Here is a 12,358-nt window from a genome sequence, read left to right on the forward strand (position 1 = left end):
TTTCTATTTGAATTCCAAGGCCAGAGCGGCACACCAGGCTTCGCCACGTGCCCCCTGCGGCGACAGGTTGAGCGAACGACCGCTCGCCTGGGGGCTTATGGTAATGGTCAGGTCGGGCTTTGGCAAAATGCCCGCCCCTTTTTGGGGCCATTCGAACAGGCACAGGGCGTCATCTTCGAAGTAATCGCGGATGCCCATGAACTCCAGCTCCTCCGGATCGACCAGACGGTAGAGGTCGAAATGGAAGGCGCGGATGTCGCCAATCTCGTAAGGCTCAACCACTGTAAAGGTAGGACTTTTTACTGCGCCTTGGTGCCCAAGGCCACGAATAATGCCTCGCGACAGGGTGGTCTTGCCGGCCCCCAGGTCCCCTTCAAGAAAAATCACGCCGTGACCTTGGGTCACTTCGGCAATGCGGTTGCCGAAGTGGACCATGGCCTCTTCATCGGCCAAAAACAGGGTTATGCCAGACACGCTGAATGCTCCTCCAATAACTGACGAATTGCCGGGGCCATATCGCTGGCCGCCAGGCCACGGCCCTGAACGCCCAGGCGCTCGCCGGCGCAGGCATGCAGCCAGACGCCCAGGCAGGCCGCTTCCCAGGCCGACATGCCCTGGGCCAGCAAGGCGCCGAGCACACCACTGAGCACATCACCCAGGCCGGCGCCAGCCATCGCCGGATGACCGCGCGAGCAGAGCGCCAGTTGCCCCGCCGGATCGGCCACCAGGGAGCCAGAGCCTTTCAGCACACATACGACCGCATATTTACGCGCGAGTTTGCGCGCCGCGCCAGGCCGGTCGGCCTGCACGGCTTCGGTGGATACACCAAGCAGACGAGCGGCCTCCCCCGGATGCGGGGTAATGATGCTGCCTTTGGGCAGCGGCAAGGGCGTGCAAGCCAGCAGGTTGAGGGCATCGGCGTCCCACACCTGTGGCACCTGGCTGCTGGCCACCGCCGACAACAGGCTGCGCCCCCAGGCCGCTTGGCCGAGGCCAGGGCCAACCACCAGCACCGAAGCCCGCTCGATCGGCGTCATCAATTGATTGGCCGAATGCACGCCCAGGCTCATCACCTCGGGCAAGCGGGCCATGGCCGCGGGCACATGCTCAGGCCGGGTGACCAGCGACACCAGCCCGGCGCCGCAGCGCAAAGCGGCTTCGGCACTGAGCAGCGCCGCGCCGCCGGTACCGCGATCACCACCGACCACCAGCACATGGCCGAAGTCGCCTTTATGAGCGCCGGCATGACGTGGTGCCAGGGGCGCAAGGGTGACGCTGGTGAGCCGATGCGGCTCGTTTGTGGGGTGTTTGGTCTGAGGCATGGGTCAAAGGCTCTGATGTCTGGCAGAATTATACGCACCTGAGTCCGTATTGCCTTATTCCCATGCCTGCTTCTGCCCCCGACCTACCCGCACTGGCCCAATCGATCAAGGATTGGGGCCGAGAGCTTGGCTTTGCCCATGTCGGCATCGCCGGGGTAGACCTGGGCGAGCACGAAAAACACCTGGAACGCTGGCTCGAAGCCGGCTACCACGGCGAAATGGACTACATGGGCGCCCACGGCAGCAAGCGCTCGCACCCGGATGAGCTGGTGCCAGGCACCTTGCGCGTGGTCTCGCTGCGCATGGACTACCTGCCGGGCGACACGCGCATGGCCCAGCAACTGGCCCAACCGGAGAAGGCCTACATCTCCCGTTACGCCCTGGGTCGCGATTACCACAAGCTGGTGCGCAAACGCGTGCAACACCTGGCCGAGCGCATCCAGAAGGACATAGGCCCGTTTGGCTTTCGTGCTTTTGTCGACAGCGCCCCGGTGCTGGAAAAGGCCATTGCCGAGCAGGCCGGGCTGGGCTGGATCGGCAAGAACACCCTGCTGCTCAATCGCAAGGCCGGGAGTTACTTCTTTCTCGCCGAACTGTTCGTCGATATGCCGCTGCCGGTCGACCCACCGCAGGCCAGCGAACATTGCGGGCGCTGCAGCGCCTGCCTGGACATCTGCCCGACCCAGGCCTTTGTTGGCCCGTATGTGCTGGATGCCAGGCGCTGTATCTCGTACCTGACCATCGAGCTGAAAAGCGCGATCCCCGAAGAGCTGCGACCGTTGATCGGTAATCGGGTGTTCGGTTGCGACGACTGCCAGATTGTCTGCCCGTGGAACCGTTTTGCCCGCCCTACCGGCGAGAGTGACTTCAAGCCCCGGCACAACCTCGATAGCGCCGGGCTTGCCGAGCTGTTCATGTGGGATGAGCAGACCTTCCTCGACAGCACCGAAGGCTCACCGCTGCGCCGTGCCGGTTATGAGCGCTGGTTGCGCAACCTGGCGGTGGGCTTGGGCAATGCGCCGTCGACTATCCAGGTACTGGAGGCGCTCAAGGCGCGGCAGGATTTTCCGTCGGAGCTGGTGCGCGAGCATGTGGAGTGGGCGTTGGCGCAGCATACCGAGCGGCAGGCTGGCTGAATCAGCGGCGCGGCCATCGCTGGCAAGCCAGCTCCCACAGGGGACCAGGCGGGTTGCATTATTGAGACCGGTCAGGGGCTATGTGGGAGCTGGCTGAATCAGCGATGAGGCCGGCACAAGCAAATCAATGCTCGTCGTTGTAATGAAACTTCGGCATCTCCCAATGGAACCGAATCGCCAGCAGCCGTAGCAGGAAGCCGCCAAACAAGGTCAGCAAAATCGCCTGCTCGCCCGGCACATTGAAGTACACACAGCCCAGGTAGAACCAGGCCGCAGCGAACGACACACTGGCATACAACTCGCGGCGGAAGATCAGCGGAATATCGTTACAGAAGATATCCCGAAGAATGCCGCCAAACACCCCGGTAATCACCCCGCTGATCGATGCCACCAGCATGCCCTGGCCCATTTCCAGCGCGGTCATGCAGCCAATCAGGGTGAAGGCCACCAGCCCCAGGGCATCGAGCACCAGGAACAGTGAGCGCAGGTGGCGCATCAGCGGCGCAATAAAGATGGTCATCAGCGCCGCGAAACTGGTCAGCACCAGGTATTCCGGGTGCTTGACCCAGGTCAGCGGGTAATGCCCCAGCAGCACGTCGCGCACCGAGCCACCACCCAGAGCGGTGATGCAGGCGATCAGCACCACACCGAACCAGTCCATGCCGCGACGGCCAGCAGACAGTGCACCGGTCATGGCTTCGGCGGTGATAGCAATGAGGTAGAGCATCAACAACATGGCGCAGATCCGTGCAAAGGGGCGCGCAGTCTAACCAGTTGCCACAGGCACCAAAAGGGGGCGCCGCGCGGATTGTCTGTACAAGCCGGCGGCGCTGCACTCAGAACTTGATGAAGTGCTCGCGATAATGGCGCAGTTCGTTGATCGACTCGCGAATATCGTCCAGTGCCAGGTGGGTGCCACCCTTCTTGAAGCTGTCGCGCACTTCCGGGGCCCAGCGTGCCGCCAGCTCCTTGAGGGTCGAAACGTCGAGGTTGCGGTAGTGGAAGTAGTTTTCCAGGTTGCGCATGTGGCGGTAGAGGAACCGGCGGTCCTGGCAGATGCTGTTGCCACAGATCGGCGACTTGCCCTTCGCTACCCACTGCTCCAGGAAGGCGATGGTCCGGGCCTCGGCTTCGGCCATGCTGACCTTACTGTCCTTGACCCGTTGGGTCAGGCCGGAGGCGCCGTGGGTGCGAGTGTTCCACTCATCCATGCGCGCCAGCACCTCGTCACTGTGGTGGATAGCGATCACCGGGCCTTCAGCCAGGGTGTTGAGGTCGCTGTCGGTGACGATGGTGGCCATTTCGATAATGACGTCTTGATCCGGATCCAGACCGGTCATTTCCAGGTCGATCCAGATCAGGTTCTGTGGGTTCTGCATGATTCTGCTCCTCGGTAGGTGCGCAGTTTAGCCTAGTGGAGCGTGCTAAACTCCCCGCCGTTAAATATTGCCTCCCGAACACGGAACCTTCATGGCCAAACGCCAGCTCAATCGACGCCAGAACTGGCGCATCGAAAAAATCCAGGGTGAACGCGCTGCCCGCGCCGCCAAACGCGAACAACAGACCCTGAAGGAGCTCGAAGGCGGCGACCTCGGCCCGGAACAACTGGGCCTGGTCATCGCCCACTTTGGCGTGCAGGTCGAAGTCGAAGCCCAGGACGGCGACGTTGCCGGCCAAGTGTTCCGTTGCCACCTGCGGGCCAACCTGCCGGCGCTGGTGACTGGCGACAAGGTGGTGTGGCGTGCGGGCAACCAGGGCATTGGCGTGATCGTAGCGCAATTGCCACGCCACACCGAGTTGTGCCGCCCGGACAGCCGCGGCCAGCTCAAGCCGGTGGCGGCAAACGTCGACCTGATCGTGATCGTTTTCGCACCGGCACCGGAACCTCATGCCAACCTGATCGACCGCTATCTGGTAGCGGCCGAACATGCCGGCATCCGACCCTTGCTGCTGCTGAACAAGGCGGACCTGATCGACGAACAGAATGCCCCGGCACTCAATGCATTGCTGGCGGTGTACCGGCAGCTCGGCTACCCGCTACTGGAAGTGTCGGCCCACCACGGCAATGGCATGGCGCAGTTGCAGGCACAGCTCGACGGCCATATCAGTGTGTTTGTCGGGCAGTCCGGGGTTGGCAAGTCGTCGCTGGTCAACAGCCTGTTACCTGAAGTGCAGACCCGCGTCGGTGATCTGTCGGAATGGTCCGGCCAGGGTACCCACACCACTACCACCGCCCGTCTTTACCACTTCCCCGGTGGTGGCGAACTGATCGACTCCCCGGGCATCCGCGAATTCGGCCTGGGCCATGTCAGCCGCGCCGATGTCGAAGCCGGCTTCATCGAGTTCACCGACCTGCTCGGCACCTGCCGCTTCCGCGACTGCAAACACGACCGCGAGCCCGGTTGCGCCCTGCTCAAGGCCCTCGAAGACGGCCGCGTGCAACAACAGCGGATGAACAGCTATCGCTCGATCATCGCCAGCCTGCCGCAAGACAGCTACTGAAACGCATGAGGCTCGGAAACGAGCCTCAACCCGCTGTTTTGTAGGACCAGCCTGTAGGACTTTTTACCCAAACAAGTAGGGCGCATCTTGTTTGTTGGTCGTACCTTGCTGTCCGGAAGACTTTCGCTGATTGTCACCTTTCAAGATTCGCCGCCATGAAGCGAATCAACCCATGCCCTGCGTATGAAAGGAATCAACCATGACAATTCAGCTTTTGCGCATCGATGCCACTCCCTCCAGCGTGGGAGGGCACTACTGATGCCAGTCTTTATCAGTTATCGCCACAGCGAACGCCTGGACGCCTTCATTATCAATGAACGGCTCAAGCTCGAAGGCATCAGTACCCAACTGGACCTGTTCGACAGTGGGGCACAGCAGACCACCGACGATATCAGCGGCATCATCCGCCGCAACATCAGCCAGTGCACTCATCTGATCGCCGTGCTCGCCCCCGAGACCGCCGATGCCTGGTGGGTACCCTTCCAGCTCGGCGCCGCCACCCTGGTCAACCGCCGGGTAGCCTTCTACCAGTGCGCAGAGGCTACATTGCCGGCGTATCTCGAAAAGTGGCCAACCATGACCAACCGCGAACACATCGACCTGTACGTTCGCGCCTACCATGACGAGCAGACCTTCAAGCGCTCCATTGACAGTGAAGCCTGCGAGGCCAATGCCACCAACCGCTCCAACGCCGACTTCTTCCATGCCGACCTGAAGGCCAAGATCCGCCGCGGCTTCTAGCCTGTAGCGCAAAAAAACGCCCGTGGGCATCGCTGCGCACGGGCGTTTTCACGCAAGCAGGCTTACTGCTTGTTTTCGTCCATCTTCAACACGCCGTCTTCGAAGATGTTCAGCTTCTGACGCAACTCCCGTGGCTGCATCGGCTCGGGCTCGGCCGCCGGGGCCTGCTCTTGCGTTGCACCCGGTGCCGGCGTCGCGGTGCCTGGCTGTGCGGCATCGGGGGCGGCAGGCTGGTTCTGCTCGCCTTCGATGGTGCGCTGGGCCTTCTTGGTCAGGACGATGATGTCGATACGGCGGTTGACCGGATTGAGCGGGTTCTGCCGGTCGAACAACGACGACGATGCATAGCCCACCACCCGCGCCACCTGGGTATCCGGGTAGCCACCGGCGACCAGCGCGCGACGGGCCGCGTTGGCGCGGTTGGCCGACAGCTCCCAGTTGCCGAAGTCACCAGTACCGGCGTACGGCTTGGCATCGGTATGGCCACTGATGCTGATCTTGTTCGGCACCGCCTTGATGGTATCGGCCATCGCCAGCAGGATGTCCTCGAAGTACGGCTGCAAGCGCGCACTGCCAAGGTCGAACATCGGCCGGTTCTCGGCGTCCATGATCTGGATGCGCAGCCCGTCCTGGGTGATCTCGAAGAGAATCTGGTCCTTGAACTTCTGCAGCTGCGGGTTCTCTTCGACCTTGTTCTGCAGCTCCTGCAGCAGCAACTCCAGGCGCTCGCGCTCGACCTGCTCGGCCATGCTCTCGACCTTGTCCTGGTCCAGCTGCAGGCTGGTGTCAGGGGTTGGCTCGGACTTCACTTCCGGGTTAATGGTCTTTTCCGGGGCGAGTTGGGGCGAACCGCCCAGATCGATGATGTAGGGTGTACCGCTTTCGGAGAAACCGATCGGGTCCTTGAAATAGCCGGCAATGGCAATCTTCTGCTCGGGCGTGGCCGTCGACAGCAGCCACAGCACCAGGAAGAACGCCATCATCGCCGTGGCAAAGTCGGCGAAGGCAATCTTCCAGGCGCCACCGTGGTGGCCGTCGCCAAAGCGCTTGATGCGCTTGACGATAATGGGCTGATTATTTTCCATGGCTTAGCGACCGCGAACTGCTTGTTCCAGCTCGGCGAAGCTCGGGCGGTGGGCAGGGAAAAGCACCTTGCGCCCGAATTCCACGGCCAGCGATGGCGGCATGCCCGAGGCCGAAGCCACCAGCGAGGCCTTGATCGCCTCATAGACGTTCAGCTCTTCCTTGGCGTCATGGCGCAAGGACGTGGCCAGCGGGCCGAAGAAACCGTACGCGGCGAGAATACCGAAGAAGGTACCGACCAGCGCTGCACCGACGTGCAGGCCGATGGACTTCTGGTCGCCATCGCCCAGCGAGGCCATGGTCACCACGATCCCCAGTACCGCGGCAACGATACCGAAACCCGGCATGCCGTCGGCGATGCCGTTGACGGCATGGGACGGGTGCTCGAGTTCTTCCTTCATGCTCAGCAGTTCCATGTCGAACAGGCCCTCAAGCTCGTGCGGGGCCATGTTGCCGGTGGACATGATGCGCAGGTAGTCACAGATGAACGCGGTCATGCGTTCATCACCCAGTACCGCCGGATACTTGGCGAAAATCGGGCTGGCAGCGGCGTCTTCGATATCGGCTTCGATCGCCATCATGCCTTCGCGACGGGATTTGTTGAGAATCTCGTAGACCAGGCCCAACACCTCGATATAGAAGGTGTGGGTAAAACGCGTGCCGAACATCTTCAGCGACTTCTTGACTACATGCATGGTCATGTAGCCAGGGTTGGCCTGGAGGAACGCACCGAATGCAGCGCCACCGATAATCAGCACTTCGAAAGGCTGGATCAGGGCCGCAATCTTGCCGTGGGAAAGTACATATCCGCCGAGCACACTCGCGAATACGACGATGATGCCGATAATTTTAGCCATAGATAGAAAGCACTTACTGTCGTGGTCAGGGTCGTGAGCGGAAGTTAAAAAAACTCTTCTTCTACTTATCGGCAGAACTGCGCCAGACTATAGTCAGTCAAGGCGAAAAGCCAGTTCGGCCTACCTCCAGCATGCCTATTGAAACCATCGTGCCAAGTCAAACACCAAAAACACTCGATGCCTGGGTCAAGCTCCTCGACAGCGTACGCTTGCCAGTTCCGCTGGCCAGTTACGAGCGGGTAAAAATCGCCATCGGCGATAGCCGCCGCTCGTTGCGCGACATCGCCGAACTGATGCAGGACAGCCCGGCACTGGTGCTCAGTGTCATGCGTGAGGCCAACCACCACAGCAATACCAGCACCGGCGAGGCAGCCGAGAGCCTGGAGGTCGCGCTCAACCGCCTGGGCCTGGCGCGCACGGCGGAGTTGCTGGAACGCCTGCCGGCCATGCCCGAGGGCGAGATTGCGCCAACCCTGCGTCAGTTGCAGGTTGTCAGCCAGCATGCCAGCCAGCAAGCCAACGGCCTGTTCGCCAGCCGCCTGGCGCGCCTGTGGCAAGAGATTCACTGGGGCAGCCTGTTGTTCCTCTCGCCGCTGTGGCCGCTGGCGCTGACTCATCCCAAGCTCCTTGATGAGTGGGAGCTGCGCGTGGTGCATAGGGGCGAATCGGCACCCAGGGTGGAAATAGAGCTGTTCGGCGTCCGGGTCATGAGCCTGTGCAAGGCCCTGGCCGAACACTGGCGCCTGCCGGATTGGGTAACACGCGGTTACCATTTGCTCCAGGAAGAGCGCCGGTTACTGGCCCAGGCGATCCTCATCGCCCGTGACCAGGACAGCCTGCACCAGCAACAGCGCCTCGACGATCAGCCGAGCTTGCGCCGCTGGTTCAATCAGCCGGCCAATACCGTGCTACTGGCCAACGGCCTGGCCCTGGCCGCGCAGGTGGGCTGGACCAATCCGCACGTGCAGCGCTGGCAATTGCTCACCAGCCTTTACCTGCAAACTCCGCTGGACGACGTGCAGCAACTGGTGCACCAACAAGCCGCGATCAGCGCCCGTCATCACGCCTGCCCAGGCCTGTTCCACCCGGCCGAATCCCTGCTCTGGCCTTGGCATCAGCAACGCCTGCACCAAGGTCAGATCGCCCCTGCGCCCCCTTCGGCTCAAGCCCTGGGTATCTGGCGCAAGCTCTGCGGCGAGTTGCTGGCCGAGCCCAGCCCGTTCAGCAATGCCATCCACCTGACCACCCTTGCCCGCGACGCCCTGATCGCCTGCGGCATGCAGCGGGTGATGCTACTGATGACCGACAAGACCCAGAGCCAGTTGCGGGTCCATCAGATTGCCGGCGTGCCGGCAGATGCCGCCAGCCTGGTGCTGCCCATTGACCAGAGCAAATTGCTGCAACGCTTGTTGAGCAAATCGGCGCAACTGCGCCTGACCCCGGAAAACCACGCCCAGTTCTCGGCCCTGCTGCCGACCAGCCTGCGCGCACTGTTTCGCAGCGAGCACCTGTTGCTGCGCTCATTGTCGAGCAATGGCCGGGGGGTGATGCTGCTGGTCGCCGACCAGGGCGGCAAGCCATTGGCGGACGTCAGCGTGCAAGCCTTCGGCAAAACTGCGCAATGTATCGAGCGGGCCCTGACCGCCTTCAGCAACCGCAGCGCCTGAGCCATGCGCTACAATCGCCCCCTCTGTTCCGCTCTGGAGACTCTGGATGACTGACTTTTCTGGCTTGCCCCTGGTAATCGAGCCGGCTGACCTGCAAGCCCGGCTGGATGCGCCAGAGCTGATCCTGGTCGACCTGACCAGCGTTAACCGCTACGCCAGCGGGCATATTCCCGGTGCACGCTTCGTCGACCCGAAGCGCACGCAACTGGGCCAGCCTCCAGCGCCGGGCCTGTTGCCGGCCAAGGCCGACCTGGAAAAACTGTTTGCCGAGCTCGGCCATAACGCCAATGCGGTCTACGTGGTCTATGACGACGAAGGCGGCGGCTGGGCCGGGCGCTTCATCTGGTTGCTGGATGTCATCGGTCATTGCCGTTACCACTACCTCAACGGTGGCGCTCAGGCGTGGCCGGCGAGCACCCTCAGCACTGAAGTACCGGCCAATGCCAGCGGCACGCTCAACCTGACCCTGCACGAAGAGCCAACGGCCACCCGCGAATACCTGCAAAGCCGCCTCGGCGCCGCCGACCTGGCGATCTGGGACGCGCGCAGCCCGGCTGAGTACCGGGGCGAGAAAGTCCTGGCTGCCAAGGGCGGGCACATTCCCGGCGCAGTCAATTTCGAGTGGACCGCCGGCATGGACATGAACGATGCCCTGCGCATCCGCAAGGACATGCCCGAGATCCTCGAACAGCTCGGCATCAGCAAAGACAAGGAAGTGGTCACCCACTGCCAGACTCATCACCGTTCCGGCTTTACCTACCTGGTGGCCAAGCATCTGGGCTACCCTCGGGTCAAAGCCTATGCCGGATCCTGGGGCGAATGGGGCAACCACCCCGACACCCCTGTCGAAGTTTAAGGAAACCTAATGAAATCCCGCTTGTTCATCATCAGCCAGTACCTGCTGCCTCACCACCTGCTCTCGCGCCTGGCCGGCTGCATCGCCGAATGCCGCGTGCGCTGGTTCAAGAACGCCTTCACCAGCTGGTTCGCCAAGCGCTACCAGGTGGACATGTCCCAGGCCCTGGTCGAAGACGTCACTGCCTACGAGCACTTCAACGCCTTCTTCACCCGTGCCCTCAAGCCGGGTGCGCGTCCGTTGGACGAAACCCCGGGGGCGATCCTCTGCCCGGCCGACGGTGCCGTCAGCCAGCTCGGCCCGATCGAGCACGGCCGCATCTTCCAGGCCAAGGGCCACAGCTTCAGCGCCCTGGAACTGCTGGGCGGCGACCCTGCCAATGCCGCGCCGTTCATGGGTGGCGAGTTCGCTACCATCTACCTGTCGCCCAAGGACTACCACCGCGTGCACATGCCGCTGGCCGGCACCCTGCGCGAGATGATCTACGTGCCGGGCCGGCTGTTCTCGGTCAACCAGACCACTGCCGAAAACGTTCCGGAACTGTTCGCCCGCAACGAGCGAGTCGTCTGCCTGTTCGATACCGAACGCGGGCCGATGGCCGTGGTGCTGGTGGGCGCGATGATCGTCGCCTCGATCGAAACCGTCTGGGCTGGGCTGGTCACGCCACCCAAGCGTGAACTGAAAACCGTGCGCTACGACGAAGCCAGCCGTGCGCCGATCCATCTGGAAAAAGGCGCCGAACTGGGCCGTTTCAAGCTGGGTTCGACTGCTGTCGTGCTGTTCGGGCCAGAGCAAGTGAAGTGGGCCGAAGAACTTGGCGCCGGCTCGGCGGTGAGCATGGGCCAGCGCCTGGCACTGCCGGCACAAGCCTGAAAATGAAAAAGCCCGCATCAATGCGGGCTTTTTCATACCTGTGGGAGCGGGCTTGCCCCGCGATGAGGCCGGTAAAACCACATCGGTGACGCCTGGTCCGTCAGACGCGACCGTCGCGATCCCGGAAACCCAACAGGTACAGCACACCATCCAGGCCGAGGGTCGAGATCGCCTGCTTGGCCGACTGCTTGACCAGCGGCTTGGCCCGGAAAGCCACGCCCAGGCCGGCAATCGCCAGCATCGGCAGGTCGTTGGCGCCGTCACCGACGGCAATGGTCTGCTCCATCTGCAGGCCTTCCTTGCGCGCCAGCTCGCCAAGCAGGTCGGCCTTGCGCTGGGCATCGACGATCGGCTCGACCGCCACACCCGTTACCTTGCCATCGACCACTTCCAGCTCGTTGGCGAACACATAATCGATGCCCAGCTTGGCTTGCAGTTGCTTGGCAAAATAGGTGAAGCCGCCGGAGAGGATGGCCGTCTTGTAGCCCAGGCGCTTGAGCTCGGCGAACAGCGTCTCGGCGCCTTCGGTCAGGCGCAGCGAAGCACCGATCTCGTCCAGTACGCCAACGTCCAGACCCTTGAGCAGCGCCAGGCGCTCCTTGAAGCTGGCACGGAAATCCAGCTCGCCGCGCATGGCCCGCTCGGTGATTTCGGAAACCTGCTCGCCTACACCGGCGGCCTTGGCCAGCTCGTCAATGACTTCAGCTTCGATCAACGTCGAGTCCATGTCGAACACCGCCAGGCGGCGGTTGCGACGGAACAGCGAATCCTGCTGGAAGGCGATGTCGACGTTCAGTTCCTGGGCGACGCTGAGGAACTCGGCGCGCAGGGCCTGCGGATCAGCCGGCTCGCCACGTACCGAGAACTCGATGCAGCCCTTGCTCTGCTCAGCCGGCGTATCCAGTGCCACACGACCCGACAGGCGATCGATATGGTCGATATTCAGACCGTACTTGGCCGTGATCGAGCTGACGCGCTGCAATTGTTCGGCAGTGACCTTGCGGGTCAGCAGGGTGACGATATGTCGGGCCTTGCCCTGACCTTCGACCCAATTCTGGTAGTCGGCTTCGGAAACCGGGGTAAAACGTACCTGCTGGTCGAGTTCGTAGCCCGCAAACAGGATGTTCTTGAGCACCGATGAGGCCTTCTCGGTATCCGGGATTTCGACCAGGATGCCAAAGGACAGGGTGTCGTGAATCACCGCCTGACCGATGTCGAGGATGTTCACACCACCCTGGGCCAGGACGCCGGTGATGGCCGCGGTAAGACCCGGGCGGTCTTCACCGGTGATGTTAATCAGAACGATTTCGCGCAAGACGGG

At 62.4% G+C, this 12,358-nt stretch carries 13 protein-coding genes; 6 read left to right on the forward strand and 7 right to left on the reverse strand.

The genetic code is table 11. The annotated features are described in order from the left end of the window. Positions 1-3: 3 nt before the first annotated feature. Positions 4-474, reverse strand: coding sequence for a tRNA (adenosine(37)-N6)-threonylcarbamoyltransferase complex ATPase subunit type 1 TsaE (gene tsaE / locus ABM562_RS00755; RefSeq protein WP_115089103.1), 471 nt, complete (start codon positions 472-474; stop codon positions 4-6). Beyond that, a complete protein-coding gene (locus ABM562_RS00760; RefSeq protein ID WP_460420473.1) occupies positions 462-1,322 on the reverse strand; it encodes an NAD(P)H-hydrate dehydratase in 861 nt (286 codons plus the stop codon). Before ABM562_RS00760 ends, tsaE begins: the two co-directional genes overlap by 13 nt. Before the next feature lie 62 nt (positions 1,323-1,384). Between ABM562_RS00760 and queG the strand changes: the two genes are divergently transcribed. After that, entirely contained in the window at positions 1,385-2,458 is a 1,074-nt protein-coding gene (gene queG / locus ABM562_RS00765) for a tRNA epoxyqueuosine(34) reductase QueG (protein ID WP_460420475.1), read from the forward strand. Positions 2,459-2,582: 124 nt separating this feature from the next. Here queG and ABM562_RS00770 read toward each other — a convergent pair whose 3' ends face one another. Continuing rightward, positions 2,583-3,194 carry a trimeric intracellular cation channel family protein gene (locus ABM562_RS00770; RefSeq protein WP_038997454.1) on the reverse strand — a complete coding sequence of 204 codons (612 nt, stop codon included), beginning with the start codon at positions 3,192-3,194 and terminating at the stop codon, positions 2,583-2,585. A gap of 100 nt (positions 3,195-3,294) precedes the next feature. Beyond that, complete coding sequence (orn, locus tag ABM562_RS00775) at positions 3,295-3,837, reverse strand: oligoribonuclease (RefSeq protein WP_115089109.1); 543 nt, start codon at positions 3,835-3,837, stop codon at positions 3,295-3,297. A gap of 91 nt (positions 3,838-3,928) precedes the next feature. Here orn and rsgA point away from each other — a divergent pair, with 91 nt between their 5' ends. Next, on the forward strand, positions 3,929-4,960 hold the full coding sequence (gene rsgA / locus ABM562_RS00780; RefSeq protein WP_115089110.1) for a small ribosomal subunit biogenesis GTPase RsgA: 1,032 nt from the start codon (positions 3,929-3,931) through the stop codon (positions 4,958-4,960). A 258-nt stretch (positions 4,961-5,218) separates the two neighbouring features. Next, the gene (locus ABM562_RS00785; RefSeq protein WP_115089112.1) at positions 5,219-5,701 is read left to right on the forward strand and encodes a TIR domain-containing protein; all 483 of its coding nucleotides are present in this window, start codon (positions 5,219-5,221) and stop codon (positions 5,699-5,701) included. A 62-nt stretch (positions 5,702-5,763) separates the two neighbouring features. Here the strand turns inward: ABM562_RS00785 and motB are convergent, their stop codons facing one another. Beyond that, positions 5,764-6,786, reverse strand: a complete 1,023-nt coding sequence (gene motB / locus ABM562_RS00790) for a flagellar motor protein MotB (protein WP_115089114.1) — start codon at positions 6,784-6,786, stop codon at positions 5,764-5,766. A 3-nt stretch (positions 6,787-6,789) separates the two neighbouring features. Beyond that, positions 6,790-7,641: a flagellar motor stator protein MotA gene (motA, locus tag ABM562_RS00795; RefSeq protein WP_115089116.1), complete on the reverse strand. Its 852-nt coding sequence runs from the start codon at positions 7,639-7,641 to the stop codon at positions 6,790-6,792. Between the two features lie 131 nt (positions 7,642-7,772). On the opposite strand from motA, the gene ABM562_RS00800 reads away from it, so the two are divergent. Genes ABM562_RS00800 through asd form a run of 3 tightly spaced genes read left to right on the forward strand, consistent with a single transcriptional unit; the run spans position 7,773 to position 11,037 of the window. Beyond that, positions 7,773-9,308, forward strand: a complete 1,536-nt coding sequence (locus tag ABM562_RS00800; RefSeq protein ID WP_460420479.1) for an HDOD domain-containing protein — start codon at positions 7,773-7,775, stop codon at positions 9,306-9,308. A 46-nt stretch (positions 9,309-9,354) separates the two neighbouring features. Beyond that, entirely contained in the window at positions 9,355-10,164 is an 810-nt protein-coding gene (locus ABM562_RS00805) for a rhodanese-like domain-containing protein (protein ID WP_115089120.1), read from the forward strand. Between the two features lie 9 nt (positions 10,165-10,173). Then, positions 10,174-11,037 (forward strand): archaetidylserine decarboxylase, encoded by an 864-nt coding sequence (gene asd, locus ABM562_RS00810; RefSeq protein ID WP_115089122.1) that lies wholly within the window; start codon positions 10,174-10,176, stop codon positions 11,035-11,037. 100 nt (positions 11,038-11,137) lie between these two features. Here asd and serB read toward each other — a convergent pair whose 3' ends face one another. Beyond that, entirely contained in the window at positions 11,138-12,352 is a 1,215-nt protein-coding gene (serB, locus tag ABM562_RS00815; RefSeq protein ID WP_134064532.1) for a phosphoserine phosphatase SerB, read from the reverse strand. Positions 12,353-12,358: the final 6 nt, after the last annotated feature.

Source organism: Pseudomonas sp. ZL2, assembly GCF_054788455.1.

Coding starts and splice junctions, on each gene's coding strand:
- rsgA (WP_115089110.1), top strand. CDS start 3,929: ATGGCCAAACGCCAGCTCAATCGACGCCAGAACTGGCGCATCGAAAAA.
- ABM562_RS00805 (WP_115089120.1), top strand. CDS start 9,355: ATGACTGACTTTTCTGGCTTGCCCCTGGTAATCGAGCCGGCTGACCTG.
- ABM562_RS00760 (WP_460420473.1), bottom strand. CDS start 1,322: ATGCCTCAGACCAAACACCCCACAAACGAGCCGCATCGGCTCACCAGC.
- motA (WP_115089116.1), bottom strand. CDS start 7,641: ATGGCTAAAATTATCGGCATCATCGTCGTATTCGCGAGTGTGCTCGGC.
- motB (WP_115089114.1), bottom strand. CDS start 6,786: ATGGAAAATAATCAGCCCATTATCGTCAAGCGCATCAAGCGCTTTGGC.
- asd (WP_115089122.1), top strand. CDS start 10,174: ATGAAATCCCGCTTGTTCATCATCAGCCAGTACCTGCTGCCTCACCAC.
- ABM562_RS00785 (WP_115089112.1), top strand. CDS start 5,219: ATGCCAGTCTTTATCAGTTATCGCCACAGCGAACGCCTGGACGCCTTC.
- queG (WP_460420475.1), top strand. CDS start 1,385: ATGCCTGCTTCTGCCCCCGACCTACCCGCACTGGCCCAATCGATCAAG.
- ABM562_RS00800 (WP_460420479.1), top strand. CDS start 7,773: ATGCCTATTGAAACCATCGTGCCAAGTCAAACACCAAAAACACTCGAT.
- orn (WP_115089109.1), bottom strand. CDS start 3,837: ATGCAGAACCCACAGAACCTGATCTGGATCGACCTGGAAATGACCGGT.
- ABM562_RS00770 (WP_038997454.1), bottom strand. CDS start 3,194: ATGTTGTTGATGCTCTACCTCATTGCTATCACCGCCGAAGCCATGACC.